Raw genomic sequence first — 20,824 nt, 5'->3', positions numbered from 1 at the left:
GCCCGTACCTTGATCATCATGATGAATCGGATACGGGGGTGCCGACGATGAGCGCCCGACTGCGTGGCATGGCACAGGAAACGGAGCGGATCGTCGCGGCGGGTGCGTACCACGCCCCGGGCGGACGGCTGGTGGAGATCGCGGCGGCGGTCGGACGGGCGCGGGCCGGGACCCGGCTGTACGGTCCGGAGCCGGTCGCCGTGGCAGGGCCGTCGTCCGGCGTGCGCACGGTGTTCGAGGTGACGGGGGAGGGCAGTCTCACGGCCGGGCGGCGGCTGGCCGCGTCGGGCGCGGGGCCGCTCGCCGTGCTGAACTTCGCCTCCGCGCGCAATCCCGGCGGCGGCTATCTCAACGGCGCCCAGGCCCAGGAGGAGGCGCTGTGCCGTGGGTCGGCGCTCTACACCTGTGTGCGCGAGGCGCCGGACTTCTACGCCGTCCACCGCGCCGATCCCAGCCCGTTCTACAGCGACCGGGTGATCCTCTCCCCCGGTGTCCCGGTCTTCCGCGACGACCGCGGCACGCTGCTCGACGTGCCGTACGAGGCGGGCTTCCTGACGGCCGCCGCACCGAACGCCGGGGTGATCGCGCGGCAGCGGCCGGCCGAGACGGAACGGGTGGCGGCGGCGCTGGCGGTGCGTGCGGAGCGGGTGCTGGAGGTCGCGGCGGCCGGCGGGCACCGTCAGCTGGTGCTCGGCGCCTGGGGCTGCGGGGTCTTCCGCAACGAACCGGCCGATGTGGCACGGGCGTTCGCGGCGGCGCTGCTGGCGGGCGGCCGGTTCGCGGGCTGGTTCGACCGGGTCGTGTTCGCCGTGCTGGACCGCCGGGAGGACTCCCCCACCAGGGCCGCCTTCGCCGCGGTGTTCGGTGCGGACGACGGGAGCGGGAAGCCGCGGTGACCGGCCCGCCGGACCCGTGCGGTGCGCGGGCCGTACCGCACGCGGGCCGAGACGACGACAGGGGCGGCCGGGAGGGTTCCCGGCCGCCCCTGCGTGCCGTCATGCGGTGTTGCCGGCACCTGTCATGCCGTCATCAGCGCACGGCGGGCAGGTCCAGCGCACCCAGCAGGGCCTTGGTCGTGCTGGGCTTGGGCGTGGCGTGCGGAGCGCAGGTCACGTCCTTGGCGTCGGTCTTCCCGGTCAGGAAGTACGCGTCGACCCGGTCGTTGATGCAGGGGTTGACCTGGCCGGTGACACCGTGCGAGCCGGCGTCCCGCTCGGTGATCAGACGCGAGCCCTTGAGGCGGCGGTGCAGCTCGACCGCGCCGCCGTAGGGGGTGGCCGCGTCACGGACGCTCTGCACGATCAGGACGTTCGGCAGACCCTTGCCGGTCCTGACGTCGACCGGCCGCTGCTGCTTGGCCGGCCAGGTGGCGCAGGGCAGGTTCATCCAGGCGTTGGACCAGGTCATGAACGGTGCCTGCCGGTGGATGCGGGTGTTGTCCCGGTCCCACTTCCGCCAGCTGGTGGGCCACTTGGCGTCGGTGCACTCGACGGCCGTGTAGACCGCGTTGCCGTTCTCCGCGGAGATGTTGCCCGCGGTGTCCTTGAGATCCGGACCGGCGTTCTCCACCAGCGGCTTGCTGTTACCCGAGCGGTACGCGCTCCAGACCTCGGCGACCGAGGCCCACATGGAGTCGTAGTACGGAGCGTTCTGGAAGAAGCCGGTCAGCTCGGCCGGGCCGACCACGCCGCCGATGGGCTTCTTCTTGGCGGTCGCCCGCAGCTTCTCCCAGGCCGCCTGGACCTTCTGGGGGGTGTTGCCGATGTGGTACGCGTCGTCGTTCTTGGCGACCCACTTCTTCCAGTCGCCCCAGCGGGTCTCGAAGGCGAGGTCCTGGTCGAGGTTGGCCTGGTACCAGACCTTCTCGCGGGAGGGGTCGACGACGCTGTCCACGAGCATCCGGCGGACGTGCCCGGGGAAGAGCGTCGCGTAGACCGCGCCCAGGTACGTGCCGTAGGAGACGCCCAGGTAGTTGAGCTTCTTCTCACCGAGCGCGGCACGGATGACGTCCATGTCGCGGGCGGTGTTCGGGGTCGTCATGTGCGGCAGCAGACGGCCGCTGCGCTCGGCGCAGCCCTCGGCGTACCGCTTGGCGAGCCTGCGCTGGGCGCGCTTGTCGGCCTCGCTGTCGGGCACCGGGTCGGCCTTGGGTGCCTTGACGAACTCCTGCGGGTCCATACAGGAGATGGCCGCGGAGTGTCCCACGCCCCGGGGGTCGAAACCGACGAAGTCGTACGCCTTCGCGGTCTTGGCCCAGAGCGTGTTCTTGGTGGTGATGCGGGTCGGGAACCTCATGCCCGAACCGCCGGGGCCACCGGGGTTGTAGAGGAGGGAACCCTGTCGCTCCTCCTTGCCGCCGGTGCCCAGGGCACGGTCGACGGCGATCTTGATGGTGCGGCCGTTCGGCTTGGCGTAGTCGACCGGGACGGTGACATAGCCGCACTGGACGGGCGACTTGAGGCCCCAGTCCGCGGGGCAGTCCTGCCAGTCGATGCCCTTCTTGGCTGCCCGCGCGGCGGCGGTCGCCACACCGCGTGCTTCGGCCGAACCGCCCTGGTGCTGCTGACCCGCCTGGGCGGGCGTGGCGGTTATCGCGCCGGCGAGGAGCGCGCCGGACACCAGAGTTCCGGCGGCGCCGAGCGCTGCTGTCTTTCTCACGTGGTTAATTCCCCCTGCATGGTGTGCCACTCATGGCGGCGTTGATCAGAGGACTACGGGGGGAATCCTGTCGTGCGCCGTCCCCTCTTGAACAGGTCGGCCTCGCGTTTCTTTACCAACCTGTAGGTTTCTTGCCGTGCCGGTGGCGGCCCGCCGGGAGTCGGAACGGCCGGCCCGGACGGCTTCCCGCCCGGCGGCGCGGACACCGGCACCGGGGAGCTGCGGGCGAACGGCCGGACCTCGCAGGGGAACCTCACCATTCCGGCCAACGCCATCGGACCGCGAGGGGACTCCTGCGCCCCGCGGAACCTCCGGGTGATGCGCTCAACTGTCTCCGTTATCAGGAAAGTTGGCGGAAAGACACAAGAAGAACCAGCAGGTTGGGGCGCTCGACGGGGAGCGCGAAGCCATGAGTGGCCTGGTGGGAGCGCGGTGCGGCTCATTGGCCGCCGAGGGGGCGCGCAGGGGCGAGAATACGTCAATTGCCGTAGACCTGCTCCACAGGCATGTGCCAGCCGCACAGCTTCAGTAACCTTCCGTGAAGGCTCTCCCACTCACTGCCACGGGAGGGCTTCGGCGTTTTCGCGCTGTCAGAGCCGTCGCGAGGGAGATCCGAAGTGCCGGGTATCGATCAGGTGTTGTCCCAGGCCATGGGAATCCCGGGCGTTCTGGGGGCCGGGCTGATCGACTGGACCAGTGGTCTGACACTCGGCACGGCGGGGCGGGCTCCCCACGGCGATCACGACGCGGCCGCCGCCGACACCGCCGACGTGGTGCAGGCCGTGGCCCGCAACGCCACCTTCGACACCTCGGGCGCCGGCGGCCCGGCCCTCGAAGATCTCATCATCACCGCCGACAACAGCTACCACCTCATCCGCTTTGTGCACACGGCCTTCGACAGCCAGACCTATCTCTACCTCTGGCTGGACCGCGGCCAGGCCAATCTCGCCGTCGCCCGGCTCCGGCTGCGCGATCTGGCGGCGGAGCTGGTCGCGTCCTGAGCGCGCGCTCCGCCACACCGCACGATCGCCAAAGGAACCAGCCATGGGCCTGCCCATATCCCCTCCCCCGCCCGCACCGGCCGGGCTGCTCGACCGGTGCGCCGCCGAGCGGGTCACCGGCGCCCTCCGCGGCCCGCACGGCAGCCTCTACCTCCTCGACGGCGCCGTCTACTGCGTCGAGGACACCACAGCCCCCGGTCTCGACATCCGTCTCGTCGCGGCCGGCAAGGTGCCACCCCAGGGCTGGGAGTACGCCGTCGAGCGGGCGGGGCCGCACCAGGGGGCCGCCCAGTTCCTGGTCAGCGAGGGCTGGCTGACCCAGAGCGAGCTGGAGATATGTCATCTCGCCGCCCTCCTCGACGCGGCGTTCTTCGCCCTCCCGCTGCCTCCCGAGTCCACCTCGTTCACACCAGGGACCGCCCACTGGCTGGGTGTCGTACGGCCCGTCAGCGCCGTCGCCCTCCAGCAGGCGACGGCCCGCCGCCGGGCACTGCTCGACCGGCTCCGCCCCTGGGCGGCGGTCGACTCCTCCCCCGTCGTCCCCGTCCGTCCGGGCACCGCCACCCCCACCACGGGCCGGCAACGGCGGCTCCTCGACCGCGCCGACGGCCGGCACACCCCGTACGAACTGGCCCGGCTGCTGGGCCAGTCCGTCTTCGCGACCCTGCTCGACGTCCGCCGTCTCGCCGCCGCCGGCATGGTCCAGCTGCCCACGGCGCCGACGGCGCTCCCCCGGCGGCGGCCGGGCGCCTGCCTGGACGGGCAGCCCGCCCCCACCGCTGAGGGACACCCCGCCCCGGCCTGGCAACTACCGGTTCCGGACCTCCTCGACACCGCCGGTCCGGATATTGCCCTCCTTGTCCGACTGCGTACGGCGTTGGAGGAAAACCTGTGAGCCCCTGCGCACGAAGACCGTGTACGGCATGAGGCGCGTCATCGGAAAGCGCGCCCGGAAAAGGAGACTGATGACGATCGAGCCCCGGATACGCGATGAACTGCACACACTGCGCGATCAAGTACGGCATTTCCAGGGCGGGATGGTGGCGAGCGTGGACGGCATGGTGATCGCCCACGACCTGCCGGACATCGAACCGGACGGCCTGGCCGCGCTCACCGCCGCCGCGATCGGTGTCGCCAGACGCCTCACCGACGCCACCGGACAGGGCGCCTTCGAGGAATCCCTGACCCGGGGCGCCGGCGGCTACATCGCCGCCTATTCGGCCGGACGCCGCGCCGTTCTGACGGCCGTGGCGAGCACGGACACCAATGTCGGCCGGCTCCATCTGCAGGCCCGGAAGGCCGCGGAACGGATCGGCGCCCTCGTGGACGCGGCGCCCCACCGATAACCCCCCGGAAGAGCGCCCCCACGTCCCCGCACGCCCGCGCGCAGCAGCCCCCGGAACCCCGAACCCCGGGAAAGCCCCTACCCCCTGAACCTCGGAACCCCGGAAACACCGTCAAGAAAGCGAAAGGCTGAACCCCTCATGGCTCAAATGGAATCCGCTCTCGCCGATGCGATGTCGACCATCGAGGGCGCGGTCGGCGTCGCCCTGGTCGACTACACCAGCGGTATGGCGCTGGCGACCCTGGGCGACAACCAGGCACTGGACCTGAACATCGCGGCGGCCGGCAACACCGACGTCGTCCGCGCCAAGATGCGCACCATGGAGATGCTGGAACTCCAGGGCGCCATCGAGGACATGCTCATCACGCTGACCGCGCAGTACCACATCATCCGCCCGGTGTCGGGCAAGAACGGCGGTGGCCTCTTCCTCTATCTGGTGCTGGACCGCAAGCGCGCCAACCTCGCGCTGGCGCGCCACCGGCTCGCCCGGCTGGAGTCCGAACTGGAGGTCTGAGCCGCGCCGCCGCCGTCACCCTCCGGCGACGCTCCGGGCCGCCTCGTCCAGGAGGCGCCGCAGCCGGAGCGCGTCCGGGGCGACGGCGGTGGCCAGGGCCGCGGGCCCGGCGAGCGGTGCCAGTACGCCCTGTCCCGCGCCGCCGTCGGCCCGCTCCCCCGCCGCGGCCCCCAGCAGCCGCACCTCGGCCGGGCTCTGCTCGAACTCCGGCCGTACGACGAGGAGTTGACCGAGGGCGCGGTGCCCGTCCAGGACGGCCGAGGTGTCCCAGCCGGGAGCGCCGGGCCCGTATGCCGTCTCCTGGTCGAGCAGGGTCCGCCCGGCCCGGCGGACGACGAGCCGGCTGCGCAGGGCGCCGGTCTCCTCGCCGCTGCGTCCCAGGACCTGTTCCTCGCGCAGTACCAGGTGTGCGGTGGGGGCCAGTTCGACGGTGGTGGTCATCCGCAGCGCGCTGCCGGCCGCGGAGATCAGCGGTTCGGGCAGCCAGTCGAGCCGGGCGCCGTCGCCCACCGTCAACCGCACGTCGTAGGTGGCGTATCCGCCCGCGCGGCCGGGCAGCGCGACGGTCGCGGCGGCGGTCGTGAGGTGCAGTGCGCTGCCCGCCTCGGCGGTGGCCTCCAGGGCCAGCCGGTCGCCGTTCAGCGGGGCGCTCATGGCGCCGACGACACAGACCCGGGCCTGCCGGCCGGTCCCGCGGATGCGGCGCAGCGCGAACGGGCCGTCGCCGTCGAGGACGGGCAGCCGGGTGGTGCCTCCCCCGCTCCCGGCCGGGTGTGAGGGGGAGGCGGCCCCGTCCTCGGCCCGCGCGACGATGCGGGCGGTCGCGCGCAGACCGGCGGACGAGGCCGCGCCGGTCCGCGGGGGCGGCGCGGGTGCGGGAAGCGCGAGGGTCATGCCGGGCCCGCGGTCCAGTCCGCCAGCCGTCCCTGGACCCACTCCGCCACGGGCCGGACGCCGTTCTCCGCCTTCAGGGCGGTGAAGACGACCGGCAGCTCGCCGCGTTGGGCCTTGGCGTCGCGGGCCATGCCCTCGAGGTCGACGCCGACGTAGGGGGCGAGGTCGGTCTTGTTGATGACGAGGAGGTCGGAGGTGGTGACGCCGGGGCCGCCCTTGCGGGGGATGTCGTCGCCGCCGGCCACGTCGATGACGAAGATCTGGGCGTCGACCAGGCCCTTGGAGAAGGTCGCGGTGAGGTTGTCGCCGCCGGATTCGACCAGCACGAGGTCGAGGGGGCCGACCGCCTCCTCCAGGTCCTCGACGGCTTCGAGGTTGGCGGAGATGTCGTCGCGGATGGCGGTGTGCGGGCAGGCCCCGGTCTCGACGGCGGAGATCCGCTCGGCGGGCAGGACGGCCTCGCGGAGCAGGAATGCGGCGTCCTCGCGGGTGTAGATGTCGTTGGTGATGACGGCGAGGGACAGTTCGTCGCGCAGGGCGCGGCAGAGCGCGGCGACGGTGGCGGTCTTGCCGGTGCCGACCGGGCCGCCCAGCCCGATGCGCAGGGCCCGCCGGGTGCCGTCCGGCCGTACGGGGGTGGGGGCGCTGTAGGTGTGGCGCTCGGGGAAGGTTTCCTTGTGGTCGAGATGCATGGTCACTCCGGGGGTGGGTGGGTCCGCGTACGGGCGGGGTGGGTCCGGCGGGAGGCCGGGCGGGTCAGGAGGCGAAGAGGCGTACCGGCCAGGCGGCGTGCTGTTGGGCGGTGATGTCGAGCAGCGGCGCGGAGGCGGCGGGCAGCGCGTCGACCCCTTCGGCGGCCACCCGCCGCGCGGCTTCGGCGCCCTGTTCCGCGACCCGGTCGAGGTCGGCGGTGAGGCGGGCCAGGACGGCGGTGGCGTCGAAGGGGTCCAGGCTCAGCAGCCGGACCGCCGCGGTCGCCGGGCCGCTGATGTTCTCGTAGGCCACGGCGTACGCGGCGTCGAGCGGTGGCAGTCCGGCGGACCGGGCGGCCAGGCCCAGGACGACGGGCTGGTGGGCGCCGCGGGGGCGGGCCGCGGCGAGGGCGTCGAGTGCGGCGCTCGGCCAGGTGGCGCGGGCGGCCCGCATCATCTGCCGGCCGAGCCGCCGGGCGACCTGCCGCAGCGCCGGTACGGGCGTGCGCGCGTCGGCGGCGTCGTCCAGCAGGAGCGGGTCGTGGCCGGCCGCCGCCGCTGCGGCGAGCCCCGCGGCGACCAGGCCCGCGGTGTGCAGCCGGCCCCGGCAGAAGGTCTCCAGGGTGGCGGCGTCCTTGATGCGTCCCGCGGCGACGGCCGGTTCGGCGCCGCCCGAGTGGGCGTGCCCGCCGGCGGGGAACCGGCCGTCGGCGAGGACCAGCAGCGCTGCGCGGCTCATCGGTGCTTCGGGTCCTTCGTCGGGGTCCATCGGTGCTCGCTCAGAAGAGGAAGTACCGCTGGGCCATGGGGAGTTCGGCGGCGGGACGGGGTTCGACGACCTCGCCGTCGATGGTCACGGTGAAGGTGTCCGGGTCGACCTGGACGCGCGGCAGGGCGTCGTTGTTCCGCATGTCGGCCTTGGTGACGCCGCGGGTGCTGCGGATCGCCTCGAAGCCCTTGGCCAGCGGGAGGCGCTCGGGGAGGTCGTCCTCGAGGGCCTGCTGGGAGACGAAGTTGACCGAGTTGCTGCCGGGGGCCCGGCCGGTGGCGCCGAACATCGGGCGGGGCAGCACCGGCTGCGGGGTGGGGATGGAGGCGTTGGCGTCGCCCATCTGCGCACAGGCGATCTGGCCGCCCTTGATGACCAGCTGCGGCTTGACGCCGAAGAACGCCGGGTCCCAGAGGACGAGGTCGGCGAGCTTGCCGTCCTCGACGGAGCCGACGAGATGGTCGATGCCCTGGGCGATGGCCGCGTTGAGGGTGTACTTCGCGACATAGCGGCGGGCCCGGTGGTTGTCCGCGCCGCCGTCGCCGGGGAGGGCGCCGCGGCGCCGCTTCATCACGTGCGCGGTCTGCCAGGTGCGCAGCACGACCTCGCCGATCCGGCCCATGGCCTGGGCGTCCGAGGCCATGATCGAGATGGCGCCGAGGTCGTGCAGGATGTCCTCGGCGGCGATGGTGGAGGGCCGGATGCGGGACTCGGCGAACGCCAGGTCCTCGGGGACGGCCGGGTTGAGGTGGTGACAGACCATCAGCATGTCGAGGTGTTCCTCGACGGTGTTGACGGTGTGCGGCCGGGTGGGGTTGGTGGAGGCGGGCAGGACGTTCGGCTCGGAGACCATCGCGATCATGTCGGGGGCGTGGCCGCCGCCGGCGCCCTCGACGTGGAAGGCGTGGATCGAACGGCCGGCGATGGCGGCGAGGGTGTCGCCGAGGAAGCCGGCCTCGTTGAGGGTGTCGGTGTGGATCGCGAGCTGGGCGCCGCTCTCCTCGCAGACGGTCAGGCAGGCGTCGATGACGGCGGGGGTGGCACCCCAGTCCTCGTGGATCTTGAAGCCGAGGACACCGGCCCGCAACTGGTCGCGCATCGAGGCGAGGGAGGTGGTGTTGCCCTTGCCGAGCAGTCCGACGTTGACGGGGAGGCCGTCCATCGCCTCGAACATCCGGGCCACGTGCCAGGCGCCGGGGGTGATGGTGGTGGCCTTGCTGCCCTCGGCCGGTCCGGTGCCGCCGCCGATCAGGGTGGTGACGCCGGAGGCCAGCGCCTCGTCCGCCTGCTGCGGGCAGATGAAGTGCACATGGGTGTCGATGGCACCGGCGGTGAGGATCTTGCCGTTGCCCGCGATGACCTCGGTCTCGGGCCCGATCACCAGGTCGGGGTGGACGCCGTCCATGGTCTCGGGGTTGCCGGCCTTGCCCAGGGCGGCGATCCGGCCGTCGCGGATGCCGACGTCGGCCTTGACGATGCCCCAGTGGTCGAGCACGACCGCGCCGGTGATCACGGTGTCGGGGGTGCCCTCGGCGCGGGTGGCGCGGGACTGGCCCATCGATTCCCGGATCACCTTGCCGCCACCGAAGACAGCCTCGTCACCGGCCCGGCCGGGGCCTCCGGAGCGGTCCTCGGTGATCTCGATGACGAGGTCGGTGTCGGCGAGCCGGATGCGGTCGCCGGTGGTCGGGCCGAAGAGGTCGGCGTACGCCTGGCGGGTGAGTTCAGCCATCGAGGGTGCCTCCGGTCTCGCCGCGCAGGCCCATGACGAGGCGCTTGCCCCCGATGGGGACGAGTTCGACCTCGGTGGGGATGCCGGGCTCGAAGCGCACGGCGGAGCCGGCCGGGACGTTCAGCCGCTTGCCGTGCGCGGCCGCGCGGTCGAAGTCGAGGCCGGGGTTGGCCTCGGCGAAGTGGTAGTGGGAGCCGACCTGGACGGGGCGGTCGGCGGCGTTGAGGACGGTCAGCCGGGTGCCGGGCAGGCCTTCGTTGAGGCGTACCGGCTCGTCGGCGTGGAGGATCTGGCCCGGGATCATGTGCGGCGCTCCCCGTTCAGTTGATGGGTTCGTGAACGGTCACGAGCTTGGTGCCGTCGGGGAAGGTGGCCTCGACCTGTACGTCGTGGATCATCTCGGGGACGCCGTCCATGACCTCGTCGCGGGTGAGCACCTTGCGGCCGGAGGACATCAGCTCGGCGACGGTACGGCCGTCCCGGGCCCCTTCGAGGATGTGCACGGTGAGCAGCGCGATCGACTCCGGGTGGTTCAGCTTCAACCCCCGGGAGCGGCGCTTTTCGGCCACGTCTGCCGCCACATGAATCATCAGACGCTCCTGTTCATGCGGGGTCAGTTGCATACCTTCCACCTCACAGTCTTCCGGCCCGGACACATTCGCCCAGGTCACAGGCGTGGGCACACCCATGTCGATAGATGTACCACGCAGCAATTAAAGGCGGAGCAAACCGACTTCCAGCACTTGGCCATCAAGCGCCCCACGCCAGGAGGCTAGTTCGGCGGCGTTTCATCGGCGTTACGACCGGCGACACGTCGGCGCCCCTTCTTCCGCCCGATGTAACGCGGGGTTATCACGCCCCGTTACGGCCCGACGACGCCCCATGGGAGCGCGTGTGGGCCCGTCAGCTCCCGGACCCGGCAGGGACTTCGCCGGCCAGACCCCTCCCCCGAAGCCCGCCCGGCACCCCGGAACAGACCACTGCCAGACGGCAGAAATCGCCCCTGTCGGCGTAAACCCGGTACGTCCCCATTGCCGAACACCACTGTCCGGTATGCGCTCTTGACGGTTTCGAAAGTGATCGCAATTCTCATGTGCGCGTCAAACAGCTCCATCCCCCCACACCAGTATCGGAGCAACATCGTGACTCGTTCCACGCGCATACGCAGGGCCGCGCTGGCCACGGGCGCCGTCGCCGCCGTGGCCGCCACCGTCTTCACCGCGGCCGGCGCCTACGCCGGGACCGCGCCGGCGGCCGCCCCGGACATCGACGTCAAGTCCGTCAAGGCCGACCTGGACCAGCTCCAGTCGATCGCCGACGACAACGGCGGCAACCGCGCCCACGGACAGCCGGGCTACAAGGCGTCCGTCGACTACATCAAGGGCAAGCTGGACAAGGCCGGATTCACCACCAAGGTCGAGGAGTTCGACGGCGGCGGCGCCAAGGGCTACAACCTGGTCGCCGACTGGAAGGGCGGCGACGAGAGCAAGACCGTGATGGCCGGCGCCCACCTGGACTCCGTCCCCGACGGCCCCGGCATCAACGACAACGGCTCGGGTTCGGCCGGCATCCTCGAGGTGGCGCTCGCCGTCGCCAAGGCGGATCTCAAGCCCACCAAGCACCTCCGGTTCGCCTGGTTCGGCGACGAGGAGGACGGCATGGTCGGCTCGCAGGCCTACGTCGACAAGCTCGGCGCCGACAAGTCGAAGATCGACTCCTACCTGAACTTCGACATGATCGGCTCGCCGAACCCGGGCTACTTCGTCTACGACGACGACACCCGCCTGGAGAAGGTCTTCAAGGACTTCTTCGCCAAGAAGAACATCGCCACCGAGAAGGAGACCGAGGGCGACGGCCGTTCGGACCACGCCTCCTTCAAGGACGCGGGCATCGCCGTCGGCGGCCTCTTCTCCGGCGCCGACTACAAGAAGACCGAGGAGCAGGCGAAGAACTGGGGCGGCGACGCCGGCAAGGCCTTCGACGCCTGCTACCACCAGTCCTGCGACACCTCGAAGAACATCGACGACAAGGCGCTGGACAACAACACCGACGCCATCGCCCACGCGCTGTGGGAGCTCAGCTCCTGAGCCCCGCGCACCCTCGCACGGTCAGCGCTCGCTGACCGTCAGCTCTCGCGACCCGGCCGCCGGTCCCCGGCAGCCGGGTCGCGGTGTTCTGCGGCGATGCCGAAGCGCCGCCGTTCGCCCGGAGCGGACGGGAGCTGCCGCACGGTGGAGACCGTGCTGATCACCTGCTCCTCCTCCGCGCTCTCCGCGCCCCGCCCCAGCTCCTCCAGCAGCTGCAGGTCAGCGGCGGACACCAGCGCCACCAGCGGCTTGCCGTGACGGGTGACGACCACCCGCTCCCCGCCGTAGACGACGCGGTTGATCAGATCCGCCAGCTCCGCGCGGGCTTGCGTCACCGGAATTTCGTAGGCCATGCTCCCATTCTAACTGGACGTACATCCTGTACATTTTTTACAGAGAGAGGAGCACGCATGCTGCGACCGACGGCCCGCTATGTCCTTCCGGAGTTCACCGAGCGCACGTCCCAGGGGACGCGCACCATGGACCCCTACTCCAAGCTGCTCAGCGAGCGCATCATCTTCCTGGGCACCCCGGTCGACGACGCGTCGGCCAACGATGTGATGGCGCAGTTCATCCACCTCGAACACACCGCGCCCGAGCAGGACATCTCGCTCTACATCAACTCCCCCGGCGGCTCGTTCACGGCGATGACCGCCATCTACGACACGATGCGCTTCGTGTCGTGCGACGTGCAGACCATCTGCCTGGGTCAGGCCGCCTCCGCCGCCGCGGTGCTGCTGGCCGCCGGCACCCCCGGCAAGCGACTGGCCCTGCCCGGCGCCCGCATCCTGATCCACCAGCCGTCGCTCAGCGAGCCCGTCCAGGGCCAGGCCACCGATCTGCAGATCGAGGCGGAGGAGCTGCTGCGCACCCGCGACATGCTGGAGCGCATGCTCGCGGAGCACACCGGGCAGCCCCGGGAACGGATCGCCGCCGACATCGAGCGCGACAAGATCTTCGACGCCCCGGCCGCCCAGGAGTACGGGCTGATCGACGGGCTCACCCGGGAGCGCAAGCAGTCCGTTCCCCAACTCGGCGCACGGTGAGCCCGGATGCTGCCGCCGGAACTGCCACCGCTGCCCGCCCTGACACGCGCCGAGGGCGAGCTGATCGACCATTATCTGGAGGTGCTCGACCTGCTGGGCAGGATCAACCCGGCCCGTGGCGGCGGCACGTACACCGGACTGCGGGCCGCCCAGGCGCTGGTCACCAAGGCCGCCGGCCTGCGCGACGCGTTGACACTGATGCACCAGCGGGGTGAAAAGGAGCTGCACGGCGAGACCTTGGCCCGGGCGCTGCGCGTCCTGGACGGTGAGCGCCGGGCCGGACTCGTGACGGTGCCACCACCCGCCGACCACTGACCCGACACGCGCACCGGGCTGCGCATACGGCGTAGCGTCCGGGCCCGATGTGAGGAGGCGACGAATTGCGCGGGGCGAACACAATTCCTGGGACCTTTGATGTTTCGCCGCTGGTCCAGGGAGTGCGACACCCCGCGCCACGGCACTTGACGGAACAAATCTAACCATTCAGGCGAAATGTGACCCATCTCACATACGGCATTTTCAGCTCGGAATTCGGGTGCCGGGTGCGTGACGATCCCTTCGACGGCAAGACCCCGCCACAGCGACGGGGCGGTCCGGACGGGCGCCTAATCCCGCCGCCGTCCCGGATGTCAGGTCGACGTGGTGGACCGGCGGGAGCGGAGGACCCGAGCACGACGGGGTCCGGGCCTTACGGCCGGGCTCCTTGGGGTGAAGCCGTACGCATGGCCGGGCATCTTCGCCTGCCCGAACCCGACAGGTCTTCCTTCGCAGGCGGCTGACGAAGGGTTTGCGCATGACTGTGCGCATGCAGACGCCGAATCTGCTGGCACGTGCCGGCACCGTCACCGCTCTGACGCTGGCCACCCTGGGCGGGACAACCCTCGCCCCAGGAGCGGCCGGGAACGCCGAAGCCACGTCCGTGTCCGCCCACGCGCTGCGGGTCGCGGCCTCCAAGAGCGGGGCTCCCTACCGGTACGGCGCCCAAGGGCCGCACGCCTTCGACTGTTCAGGGCTGACGCTGTACTCGTTCCGGCGGGCCGGACGGGCCCTGCCCCGCACCGCCGCCGCCCAGTACGGCCGCACCCTGCACATCCCGGCCTCCCTGCGGCGACGCGGCGACCTGGTCTTCTTCCGTTCCGCGGGCGGCATTTACCACGTCGGCATCTACGCGGGCCGGGGCCGGATGTGGCACGCGCCCAAGGCCGGGAGCGTGGTGCGGCTGGAGCGGATCTGGAGCCGCACGGTCTCGTACGGGCGCGTGGGCTGATCCGCAGGTCGTCTTACATGTGATCAATTGTCAGTGGGCTCAGCTAACTTGGCGGGGTGGCGTCGCCACTGAGCACACTGCTGACGGCCGCGGCGCGCGGAAGCTTCCCGCCCGCGGACGGATCGGTGACGGTGCTGCCCCCGCCGTCACCGCGGGACGCCGGAGTGGTGTCCTTCACCTGCCATGCCGTGGTGTTCGCGGACGTGGAGCCCGCGTGGGTGCGGGAGCGGACGGCCCCCGGCGACCTCGCCGCGCCGCTCGGCCCGCCCTTTCTCACCGCGCTGGCCGAGCGGCTGGGCCGCGAGGCCGGCAGCCTCGACATGCCGGCCGTCGCCGAACCCCTCCCCGGTCCTCCCCTGTTGGAGCTGGTGGAGACGGTGGACCGCGGCCATCCGCGGATCACCAGGGCGCTGCGGCACCGTGACGGCGTACGGGCATGGACCACCGCCGACGGCGGGACCCTGGTCATCGGCCGCGGGGTGGGCGGCCGCTGGATGGTCCCGTACGGCGGCCGCGACTGATCCGTGGCCGCGCCCGGACCGGCGCCCGTCCGTCAGGCCAGTACGAGCTCGACGAGCAGTATGCCGCCCAGCCCCGTGAGCAGCGCTCCGGTGACGGCCTCCAGCGCCCGGGTGACCCGCGGGCGGCGCAGCCAGCTCCCCAGCCGGTCGACCAGCAGCGCGACGGCGGGGAACCACACCAGCGCCATGACGACGACCATCGTCGCGAGCAGCAGCGTCCGGGGCAGCGCGGGCTCACCGGCCGGGACGAACTGCGGGAGCAGGCTGAGGAAGAGGACCGGCGCCTTGGGGTTGAGGGCGTTGGTCAGGAAGCCCTGGCGCAGGCTCCGCGCGGTGCCCAGGAGAGCGGGCGGACCGTCGGCCGGCGGGGCGGCCGGGCCGGTCGCGGCGTCCTCGGCCGCCCTCCTGCTCCGGACGACCGCGACCAGCGCGGCGACTCCGAGGTACAACAGATAGAGCCCGCCCAGGAGTTGGACCGCGCCGAAGAGCGCGGGCACGGCGACCAGCACCGCCGCGAGCCCGCCCACCGCCAGTGCGGTGTGCACCAGCAGCCCGCCCGCGACTCCGACGGCGGTCGCCACCCCCGCCCGGCGCGAGTCGAGCGCGTTGCGCACCACTACGGCGAAGTCCGCTCCCGGCATGGCGACCATGCCCGCGGCGACTCCGGTGAAGGCGATCAGTTGTCCGTCCATGAGAGCAGCTTCGCTGGTCAGGGCCTTTAATGGGGAGTGGCAATCTTCTTCGGCCGCCTAAAGAGGTTCTTATGTACGACCCCACGCGGCTGGCCGCCCTGGTGGCGGTGGCCGAGGCCGGTTCGATCTCCCGGGCCGCCGACCGGCTGGGCTACACCGCTCCCGCGCTCTCCCAGCAGCTCGCCAAACTGGAGCGGGAGGCCGGGACGGCGCTGCTGGTGCGCCACCACCGCGGGGCACGGCTGACGGCGGCCGGTGAGCTGCTCCTCGTCCGGGCCCGGCGGGTGCTCGACGAGCTGGACCAGGCGCGGCACGAGCTGTCCCGGCTGACGGGGCTGTCCGGCGGCCGGCTGCGGGTGGGCACGTTCATGACCGCCGGGACGCATCTGCTGCCGCCCGCGCTCGGCGCGTTCCGGCGGGCGCACCCCGATGTGGAGCTGAGCGTCACGGAGTACGTCCCTCCGCAGGCCACCGCGGCGGTGGCGCTGGGCGAGGTCGATCTGGCGCTGACGCACGAGTATGTGCCGGGCGAGGCGATGCCCACGCCGGAGGGTGTGTGTCTCGAACCGCTGCTGACCGAGGAACTGGTGCTGGTCACCGCGCCGGGCCATGCCCTGTCGGCGGGCGCCGGACGCCTGACGCTCGCCGACCTGGCCGGTCAGCCGGTGGTCAGCATGGCACCGGCCAACCCCAACCGGCGCGCGGTGGAGGCGGCGCTGGCGGCCGCCGGGGCGAGTGTGGCGGTGCGCTGTGAGTCGCCGAGCTACGCGGTGGTGTGTGCGCTGGTGAGCGCGGGCCTCGGGGTGGCGGTGGTCCCGGAGATGGTGGCGGAGGGCTCGGTGTCCCCGCTGGGTGTCCGAGGACTGGACCCGCCGGAGCTGCGCCGCCGGATCTCGGTGGCCTACCGCCCCGGTGGCGGCACCCCGGCCGCTGACACCCTGCGGGCGCTGCTGCGCGGAGCCTTCGCCCGCCACTCCCCCGCGCCGTAGCCGACGGCGGGACGCCGGCGCGGCGCGGCAGTCGCCCTCAGCGGACGGCGGCTTCAGCGGACGGCGGCCTGCCACGGCAGGGTGATCCAGACGGTCTTTCCGCCGGACGCGGTGGGGACGACGGAGAAGCGGCCGCCGGCTTCCGCGGCGAGCGAGCGGATGATGACCAGGCCCCGGCCGTTGTCCTGCTGGACGGCGGCGGGCAGCCGGCGCGGACGGCGGGGATGGCTGTCGGTGATGCCGACCCGCAGCTGCTCGTCGCGCTCCAGCCGCAGTTCGACGGTGAACTCGGGCGACCGTCCTGAGGTGTGCACGATGGCGTTGGTGGCGAGTTCGGAGATGATCAGACGGACGGAGTCGGCGAGCGCGGACCCGGCGGGCAGGCCCCACTCGGTGAGCACGGCGAGGGCGTGGCTGCGGGCGGTGCGGACCGAGGCGGGGGCGCTCGGCAGAGTCAGTGAGGATTCATGGTGGTCTGCCATCGAGGCGCCGTCCTTTTCCTCCGAGGCCCGGCTCCGGTCCGTTGACCGGGCAGCCGGGATGCCGCTCCGGACACCGGTGCGGCCTCGGCCATCTGCTGGGCGCCAGACTGCCACCCCTGCCGTGGAGGGGATAGCCGATCCACCCACATATACGGAGTTCTCTCGCTCGTTGCGGTGAACTCTGCGGCGCGCGAGCCCGTTGGGGAGGGCCGCCGCACCGGATTCCGCCGCCCGCGGGTCCCGCGGCGAGGGCGGCCGTCCGCCCGGCGGGAGCGCCGTACGCGTCAGCCAGAGCGTCGGATGCGTCAGGTCGCCGGTGCCGTGGCCACGATCGTGCCGACCGCCGTGTCGAGCTGGGCGTCCGTCAGGTCCGCGCGGGCGGTCAGCCGCAGCCGGGAGATCCCGTCGGGCACGGACGGCGGCCGGAAGCAGCCGACCGCGAGTCCGGCCGCGCGGCAGTCGGCGGCCCAGCGGACCGCCGACTCCGGTGAGGGGGCGCGGACCGAGACCACCGCGGCGTCCGGCCGGACCGCGGCGAGCCCGGCCGCGGTGAGCCGGTCGTGCAGCTCCCGGGCGACCTGTCCCGCACGGGCGGCGCGCTGCGGTTCGCGGCGCAGCAGCCGCAGCGCGGTCAGGGCACCGCCCACCGCCGCCGGGGCGAGGCCGGTGTCGAAGATGAACGACCGGGCGGTGTTGACCAGGTGCTCGATGACCCGGGCCGGGCCGAGCACCGCACCGCCCTGGGAACCGAGCGACTTGGAGAGCGTCACCGTGGTCACCACATCGCCCTCACCGGCGAGGCCGGCGGCCCACAGCGCGCCGCGGCCCCCGTCACCGAGGACACCCAGGCCGTGCGCGTCATCGACCAGCAGCCCGGCGCCCGCCGCCCGGCAGCCCTCGGCGAGGGCGGGCAGCGGCGCGGCGTCGCCGTCGACCGAGAAGACCGAGTCGGTGACGGCGAGCGCCCGGCCGTCGTGGCCGGTCAGCGCGGCGCGTACGGCCTCCGGGTCCGCGTGCGGGGCCACTTCGGTACGGGCCCGGGAGAGCCGGCAGCCGTCGATCAGGGAGGCGTGGTTGCCCGCGTCGGAGACGATCAGGGTGCCGGGGGCGGTGAGCGCGGTGACGGCGGCGAGGTTCGCGGCATAGCCGGACGAGAGCACCAGGGCGGCCTCGAAGCCGCAGAACGCGGCGAGTTCCTCCTCCAGCCGGGCGTGCAGCTCGGTGCTGCCGGTGACCAGCCGGGAGCCGGTCGCGCCGGCGCCCCAGCGGTGCGCGGCGGCGGCCGCGCCACGGGTGACCTCGGGGTGCCGGGCGAGTCCGAGATAGTCGTTGCTGGCCAGATCGAGCAGCGGGGAGTCGGCGGGGCGGGGGCGCAGGGTGCGGACGAGTCCGGCACGATGGCGTGCGGCGCGGGCGGTGTCGATCCAGTCGAAGGCCGCGCCGGACGCCGGCCGGGAGGCCGTTGCGGCGGTGTCGCCGGGGGTCGCCGGCGGGGTGTCGTGGAGCAGCGACGGGGCGGAGTCCTGCGGCATCGGCGTCCTTCGTCCTTCGGCCTCGATTGTGGGCTGTCGATAGACGTTAGCGGTCGTTCCGCACGGCCACAGTGTGGTGATACACACACCTCGATCCACCGGCATTGTGGGAATCCTCCTTGGCCGGGGGCGGTGGCGTACGCGAGGATCAACGCCATGGACCTGCTGAACACACTGGTGGACAAGGGACTGCGGCGCCAGTTGCCGACCCGCGAAGAGGCGCTGGCCGTGCTGGCGACCTCCGATGACGAACTGCTCGATGTCGTGGCCGCGGCCGGGAAGGTACGCCGCCAGTGGTTCGGGCGGCGGGTCAAACTCAACTATCTCGTCAACCTCAAGTCGGGCCTGTGCCCCGAGGACTGCTCGTACTGCTCCCAGCGGCTGGGCTCGAAGGCCGAGATCCTCAAGTACACCTGGCTGAAGCCGGACGACGCCTCCAAGGCGGCGGCCGCCGGGGTGGCCGGCGGCGCCAAGCGGGTCTGCCTGGTGGCCAGTGGCCGGGGCCCCACGGACAAGGACGTGGACCGCGTCTCGGAGACCATCGCCGCCATCAAGGAGCAGAACGAGGGCGTGGAGGTCTGCGCCTGCCTCGGTCTGCTCTCCGACGGCCAGGCCGGCCGGCTGCGCGAGGCGGGCGCCGACGCGTACAACCACAACCTCAACACCTCGGAAGCCACCTACGGCGACATCTGCACCACGCACGACTTCTCGGACCGGGTGTCCACCGTCCAGCAGGCCCAGGCCGCCGGGATGTCCGCCTGTTCCGGGCTGATCGCCGGGATGGGCGAGAGCGACGGCGACCTCGTCGACGTGGTCTTCGCGCTGCGTGAGCTGGACCCGGACTCCGTGCCGGTCAACTTCCTGATCCCGTTCGAGGGCACCCCGCTCGCCAAGGAGTGGAACCTCACCCCGCAGCGGGCGCTGCGCATCCTGGCGATGGTGCGGTTCGTCTGCCCGGACATCGAGGTACGGCTGGCCGGCGGCCGCGAGGTCCATCTGCGCAGCCTGCAGCCGCTCGCCCTGCACCTGGTCAACTCCATCTTCCTCGGCGACTACCTGACCAGTGAGGGCCAGGCCGGCAAGGACGACCTCGCGATGATCACGGATGCCGGCTTCGAGGTCGAGGGCACGGACACCACGACCCTGCCCGAGCACCGCAGGCAGGACTGCGGCACGGGAGCCTGCGCGTCCGAGGACGCCGGGGAGCCCACCGCCACCGTTCCGGCACCGTCCGACGACACCCGCCGTGACCTGGTCTCGGTGCGCCGCCGCGGCGCCGGCACCGACCTGCCGCCCAATGCCTGAGCCGCTCACCCCGGGCGAACTGCTCGCGCTCGACCGGCAGCATGTGTGGCATCCGTACGGGCCGATGCCCGGCAAGGCCGCACCGCTGCTGGTGGAGTCGGCCTCCGGGGTCCGGCTCCGGCTGGCCGAACCGGTTGAGGGCCGGGACGAGTTGGTGGACGGCATGTCGTCCTGGTGGTCGGCGGTGCACGGCTACAACCACCCGGTGCTCAACGACGCCGCGCGGGGCCAGCTGGGACGGATGAGCCATGTGATGTTCGGCGGGCTCACCCACGAGCCCGCCGTCCGGCTGGCGAAGCGGCTGGTCGACATCACCCCGGAGCCGCTGGAGCACGTCTTCCTCGCCGACTCCGGTTCGGTGTCGGTCGAGGTCGCCGTGAAGATGTGTCTGCAGTACTGGCGCTCGCTCGGGAAGCCGCGCAAACAGCGGCTGCTGACCTGGCGGGGCGGCTACCACGGCGACACCTGGCAGCCGATGTCGGTGTGCGATCCGGACGGCGGGATGCACGAGCTGTGGCAGGGGGTGCTGCCGCGGCAGCTCTTCGCCGACACCCCGCCGGCCGGCTTCGACGCGGAGCCGGACGAGGCGTACGCGGCACAGCTGCACGAGCTGATCGCGCGGCACGCCGACGAGCTGGCGGCGGTGATCGTGGAGCCCGTGGTGCAGGGCGCGGGCGGTATGGCGTTCCACTCCCCCGGCTATCTGCGGGTGCTGCGGGAGGCCTGCGACGCCCATGACGTGCTGCTCGTCTTCGACGAGATCGCCACCGGCTTCGGCCGGACGGGCGCCCTCTTCGCGGCCGAACACGCGGGCGTCGCACCCGATGTGATGTGCCTCGGCAAGGCGCTGACCGGCGGCTATCTCACCCTGGCGGCGACGTTGTGCACGGCGGCCGTGGCGGACGGGATCTCCCGCGGCGCCCTGCCGGTACTCGCACACGGCCCCACCTTCATGGGCAACCCGCTGGCCGCTGCCGTCGCCGACGCCTCGATCGAGCTGCTGCTGTCCCAGGACTGGGCACAGGAGGTCAAGCGGATCGAGGCCGGGCTGCGGGAGGGGCTGGCGCCGGCCCGGGACGTCACCGGGGTACGCGAGGTACGGGTCCTCGGCGCGATCGGTGTCGTCCAGCTCGACCACGAGGTGGACATGGCGGCCGCGACCCGGGCGGCGGTCCGGGAGGGCGTGTGGCTGCGTCCGTTCCGGGACCTGATCTACACCATGCCGCCGTACATCACCGGCGACGAGGATGTGGCACGGATCTGCGCCGCGGTGTGCGCGGCGGCGCGCGAGGGCTGAC

General features: G+C 72.3%; 24 protein-coding genes and 1 riboswitch. Of the genes, 13 read left to right on the top strand and 11 right to left on the bottom strand.

Annotation, left to right across the window (positions count from 1 at the left end; all coding sequences use genetic code 11):
* Positions 1 to 47: 47 nt before the first annotated feature.
* Positions 48 to 896: a TIGR02452 family protein gene (locus ACWC9R_RS27015; protein ID WP_450735304.1), complete on the top strand. Its 849-nt coding sequence runs from the start codon at positions 48 to 50 to the stop codon at positions 894 to 896.
* A gap of 133 nt (positions 897 to 1,029) precedes the next feature.
* Here ACWC9R_RS27015 and ACWC9R_RS27010 read toward each other — a convergent pair whose 3' ends face one another.
* Entirely contained in the window at positions 1,030 to 2,658 is a 1,629-nt protein-coding gene (locus ACWC9R_RS27010) for an alpha/beta hydrolase (RefSeq protein ID WP_450735302.1), read from the bottom strand.
* Between the two features lie 617 nt (positions 2,659 to 3,275).
* Here ACWC9R_RS27010 and ACWC9R_RS27005 point away from each other — a divergent pair.
* The 4 genes from ACWC9R_RS27005 to ACWC9R_RS26990 all read left to right on the top strand — a co-directional run bounded on the left by ACWC9R_RS27005 (position 3,276) and on the right by ACWC9R_RS26990 (position 5,518).
* A complete protein-coding gene (locus ACWC9R_RS27005; RefSeq protein ID WP_362611204.1) occupies positions 3,276 to 3,659 on the top strand; it encodes a hypothetical protein in 384 nt (127 codons plus the stop codon).
* A gap of 43 nt (positions 3,660 to 3,702) precedes the next feature.
* The gene (locus tag ACWC9R_RS27000; protein WP_450735300.1) at positions 3,703 to 4,554 is read left to right on the top strand and encodes a hypothetical protein; all 852 of its coding nucleotides are present in this window, start codon (positions 3,703 to 3,705) and stop codon (positions 4,552 to 4,554) included.
* Positions 4,555 to 4,624: 70 nt separating this feature from the next.
* Positions 4,625 to 5,005 (top strand): roadblock/LC7 domain-containing protein, encoded by a 381-nt coding sequence (locus ACWC9R_RS26995; RefSeq protein ID WP_362611198.1) that lies wholly within the window; start codon positions 4,625 to 4,627, stop codon positions 5,003 to 5,005.
* A gap of 138 nt (positions 5,006 to 5,143) precedes the next feature.
* The gene (locus ACWC9R_RS26990) at positions 5,144 to 5,518 is read left to right on the top strand and encodes a roadblock/LC7 domain-containing protein (protein ID WP_362611196.1); all 375 of its coding nucleotides are present in this window, start codon (positions 5,144 to 5,146) and stop codon (positions 5,516 to 5,518) included.
* Positions 5,519 to 5,533: 15 nt separating this feature from the next.
* On the opposite strand, the gene ACWC9R_RS26985 is transcribed toward ACWC9R_RS26990, so the two are convergent.
* From ACWC9R_RS26985 to ACWC9R_RS26960, 6 genes are all read right to left on the bottom strand, one after another.
* A complete protein-coding gene (locus ACWC9R_RS26985) occupies positions 5,534 to 6,412 on the bottom strand; it encodes an urease accessory protein UreD (RefSeq protein WP_450735299.1) in 879 nt (292 codons plus the stop codon).
* Positions 6,409 to 7,104: an urease accessory protein UreG gene (ureG, locus tag ACWC9R_RS26980; protein ID WP_450735297.1), complete on the bottom strand. Its 696-nt coding sequence runs from the start codon at positions 7,102 to 7,104 to the stop codon at positions 6,409 to 6,411. Before ureG ends, ACWC9R_RS26985 begins: the two co-directional genes overlap by 4 nt.
* A 64-nt stretch (positions 7,105 to 7,168) precedes the next feature.
* Positions 7,169 to 7,843: an urease accessory protein UreF gene (locus tag ACWC9R_RS26975; RefSeq protein ID WP_450735295.1), complete on the bottom strand. Its 675-nt coding sequence runs from the start codon at positions 7,841 to 7,843 to the stop codon at positions 7,169 to 7,171.
* A 40-nt stretch (positions 7,844 to 7,883) separates the two neighbouring features.
* A complete protein-coding gene (locus ACWC9R_RS26970) occupies positions 7,884 to 9,605 on the bottom strand; it encodes an urease subunit alpha (RefSeq protein WP_450735294.1) in 1,722 nt (573 codons plus the stop codon).
* The gene (locus ACWC9R_RS26965) at positions 9,598 to 9,909 is read right to left on the bottom strand and encodes an urease subunit beta (RefSeq protein WP_362611184.1); all 312 of its coding nucleotides are present in this window, start codon (positions 9,907 to 9,909) and stop codon (positions 9,598 to 9,600) included. Before ACWC9R_RS26965 ends, ACWC9R_RS26970 begins: the two co-directional genes overlap by 8 nt.
* Before the next feature lie 16 nt (positions 9,910 to 9,925).
* Complete coding sequence (locus tag ACWC9R_RS26960; RefSeq protein WP_393357114.1) at positions 9,926 to 10,228, bottom strand: urease subunit gamma; 303 nt, start codon at positions 10,226 to 10,228, stop codon at positions 9,926 to 9,928.
* A gap of 519 nt (positions 10,229 to 10,747) precedes the next feature.
* Between ACWC9R_RS26960 and ACWC9R_RS26955 the strand changes: the two genes are divergently transcribed.
* Positions 10,748 to 11,692, top strand: coding sequence for a M28 family metallopeptidase (locus ACWC9R_RS26955; protein WP_450735292.1), 945 nt, complete (start codon positions 10,748 to 10,750; stop codon positions 11,690 to 11,692).
* A gap of 38 nt (positions 11,693 to 11,730) precedes the next feature.
* On the opposite strand, the gene ACWC9R_RS26950 is transcribed toward ACWC9R_RS26955, so the two are convergent.
* A complete protein-coding gene (locus tag ACWC9R_RS26950; protein WP_450735290.1) occupies positions 11,731 to 12,045 on the bottom strand; it encodes a type II toxin-antitoxin system Phd/YefM family antitoxin in 315 nt (104 codons plus the stop codon).
* A gap of 57 nt (positions 12,046 to 12,102) precedes the next feature.
* Between ACWC9R_RS26950 and ACWC9R_RS26945 the strand changes: the two genes are divergently transcribed.
* The 4 genes from ACWC9R_RS26945 (at position 12,103) to ACWC9R_RS26930 (ending at position 14,526) form a co-directional block, all read left to right on the top strand.
* Positions 12,103 to 12,738 (top strand): ATP-dependent Clp protease proteolytic subunit, encoded by a 636-nt coding sequence (locus tag ACWC9R_RS26945; protein ID WP_450735288.1) that lies wholly within the window; start codon positions 12,103 to 12,105, stop codon positions 12,736 to 12,738.
* Between the two features lie 6 nt (positions 12,739 to 12,744).
* Positions 12,745 to 13,053, top strand: coding sequence for a hypothetical protein (locus ACWC9R_RS26940; RefSeq protein ID WP_362607859.1), 309 nt, complete (start codon positions 12,745 to 12,747; stop codon positions 13,051 to 13,053).
* Between the two features lie 290 nt (positions 13,054 to 13,343).
* Positions 13,344 to 13,527, top strand: a riboswitch (cyclic di-AMP (ydaO/yuaA leader).
* A 4-nt stretch (positions 13,528 to 13,531) separates the two neighbouring features.
* On the top strand, positions 13,532 to 14,005 hold the full coding sequence (locus ACWC9R_RS26935) for a C40 family peptidase (RefSeq protein WP_362607858.1): 474 nt from the start codon (positions 13,532 to 13,534) through the stop codon (positions 14,003 to 14,005).
* A gap of 56 nt (positions 14,006 to 14,061) precedes the next feature.
* Positions 14,062 to 14,526 carry a hypothetical protein gene (locus ACWC9R_RS26930; RefSeq protein ID WP_450735286.1) on the top strand — a complete coding sequence of 155 codons (465 nt, stop codon included), beginning with the start codon at positions 14,062 to 14,064 and terminating at the stop codon, positions 14,524 to 14,526.
* A gap of 32 nt (positions 14,527 to 14,558) precedes the next feature.
* Here ACWC9R_RS26930 and ACWC9R_RS26925 read toward each other — a convergent pair whose 3' ends face one another.
* On the bottom strand, positions 14,559 to 15,218 hold the full coding sequence (locus ACWC9R_RS26925) for a LysE family translocator (RefSeq protein ID WP_450735284.1): 660 nt from the start codon (positions 15,216 to 15,218) through the stop codon (positions 14,559 to 14,561).
* Between the two features lie 71 nt (positions 15,219 to 15,289).
* Between ACWC9R_RS26925 and ACWC9R_RS26920 the strand changes: the two genes are divergently transcribed.
* The gene (locus ACWC9R_RS26920; RefSeq protein WP_450735282.1) at positions 15,290 to 16,207 is read left to right on the top strand and encodes a LysR family transcriptional regulator; all 918 of its coding nucleotides are present in this window, start codon (positions 15,290 to 15,292) and stop codon (positions 16,205 to 16,207) included.
* A gap of 53 nt (positions 16,208 to 16,260) precedes the next feature.
* Here ACWC9R_RS26920 and ACWC9R_RS26915 read toward each other — a convergent pair whose 3' ends face one another.
* Positions 16,261 to 16,689, bottom strand: a complete 429-nt coding sequence (locus ACWC9R_RS26915; RefSeq protein WP_450735280.1) for an ATP-binding protein — start codon at positions 16,687 to 16,689, stop codon at positions 16,261 to 16,263.
* Between the two features lie 305 nt (positions 16,690 to 16,994).
* Positions 16,995 to 18,221 (bottom strand): 8-amino-7-oxononanoate synthase, encoded by a 1,227-nt coding sequence (locus ACWC9R_RS26910; RefSeq protein ID WP_450735279.1) that lies wholly within the window; start codon positions 18,219 to 18,221, stop codon positions 16,995 to 16,997.
* 156 nt (positions 18,222 to 18,377) lie between these two features.
* Here ACWC9R_RS26910 and bioB point away from each other — a divergent pair, with 156 nt between their 5' ends.
* Both bioB and ACWC9R_RS26900 read left to right on the top strand, forming a co-directional pair.
* Entirely contained in the window at positions 18,378 to 19,526 is a 1,149-nt protein-coding gene (gene bioB, locus ACWC9R_RS26905) for a biotin synthase BioB (RefSeq protein WP_450735277.1), read from the top strand.
* Positions 19,519 to 20,823 carry an adenosylmethionine--8-amino-7-oxononanoate transaminase gene (locus ACWC9R_RS26900; protein WP_450735275.1) on the top strand — a complete coding sequence of 435 codons (1,305 nt, stop codon included), beginning with the start codon at positions 19,519 to 19,521 and terminating at the stop codon, positions 20,821 to 20,823. Before bioB ends, ACWC9R_RS26900 begins: the two co-directional genes overlap by 8 nt.
* Position 20,824 lies beyond the last annotated feature (1 nt).

The organism is Streptomyces sp. NPDC001219 (assembly GCF_053597915.1).
The sequence above is the reverse complement of the archived record's forward strand: the minus strand, read 5'-3'. Positions and strand labels throughout refer to the sequence as shown.

Coding starts and splice junctions, on each gene's coding strand:
- ACWC9R_RS27015 (WP_450735304.1), top strand. CDS start 48: ATGAGCGCCCGACTGCGTGGCATGGCACAGGAAACGGAGCGGATCGTC.
- ACWC9R_RS27000 (WP_450735300.1), top strand. CDS start 3,703: ATGGGCCTGCCCATATCCCCTCCCCCGCCCGCACCGGCCGGGCTGCTC.
- ACWC9R_RS26995 (WP_362611198.1), top strand. CDS start 4,625: ATGACGATCGAGCCCCGGATACGCGATGAACTGCACACACTGCGCGAT.
- ACWC9R_RS26990 (WP_362611196.1), top strand. CDS start 5,144: ATGGCTCAAATGGAATCCGCTCTCGCCGATGCGATGTCGACCATCGAG.
- ACWC9R_RS26985 (WP_450735299.1), bottom strand. CDS start 6,412: ATGACCCTCGCGCTTCCCGCACCCGCGCCGCCCCCGCGGACCGGCGCG.
- ureG (WP_450735297.1), bottom strand. CDS start 7,104: ATGCATCTCGACCACAAGGAAACCTTCCCCGAGCGCCACACCTACAGC.
- ACWC9R_RS26975 (WP_450735295.1), bottom strand. CDS start 7,843: ATGAGCCGCGCAGCGCTGCTGGTCCTCGCCGACGGCCGGTTCCCCGCC.
- ACWC9R_RS26970 (WP_450735294.1), bottom strand. CDS start 9,605: ATGGCTGAACTCACCCGCCAGGCGTACGCCGACCTCTTCGGCCCGACC.
- ACWC9R_RS26965 (WP_362611184.1), bottom strand. CDS start 9,909: ATGATCCCGGGCCAGATCCTCCACGCCGACGAGCCGGTACGCCTCAAC.
- ACWC9R_RS26960 (WP_393357114.1), bottom strand. CDS start 10,228: ATGCAACTGACCCCGCATGAACAGGAGCGTCTGATGATTCATGTGGCG.
- ACWC9R_RS26950 (WP_450735290.1), bottom strand. CDS start 12,045: ATGGCCTACGAAATTCCGGTGACGCAAGCCCGCGCGGAGCTGGCGGAT.
- ACWC9R_RS26945 (WP_450735288.1), top strand. CDS start 12,103: ATGCTGCGACCGACGGCCCGCTATGTCCTTCCGGAGTTCACCGAGCGC.
- ACWC9R_RS26940 (WP_362607859.1), top strand. CDS start 12,745: ATGCTGCCGCCGGAACTGCCACCGCTGCCCGCCCTGACACGCGCCGAG.
- ACWC9R_RS26935 (WP_362607858.1), top strand. CDS start 13,532: ATGACTGTGCGCATGCAGACGCCGAATCTGCTGGCACGTGCCGGCACC.
- ACWC9R_RS26925 (WP_450735284.1), bottom strand. CDS start 15,218: ATGGACGGACAACTGATCGCCTTCACCGGAGTCGCCGCGGGCATGGTC.
- ACWC9R_RS26920 (WP_450735282.1), top strand. CDS start 15,290: ATGTACGACCCCACGCGGCTGGCCGCCCTGGTGGCGGTGGCCGAGGCC.
- ACWC9R_RS26915 (WP_450735280.1), bottom strand. CDS start 16,689: ATGGCAGACCACCATGAATCCTCACTGACTCTGCCGAGCGCCCCCGCC.
- ACWC9R_RS26910 (WP_450735279.1), bottom strand. CDS start 18,221: ATGCCGCAGGACTCCGCCCCGTCGCTGCTCCACGACACCCCGCCGGCG.
- bioB (WP_450735277.1), top strand. CDS start 18,378: ATGGACCTGCTGAACACACTGGTGGACAAGGGACTGCGGCGCCAGTTG.
- ACWC9R_RS26900 (WP_450735275.1), top strand. CDS start 19,519: ATGCCTGAGCCGCTCACCCCGGGCGAACTGCTCGCGCTCGACCGGCAG.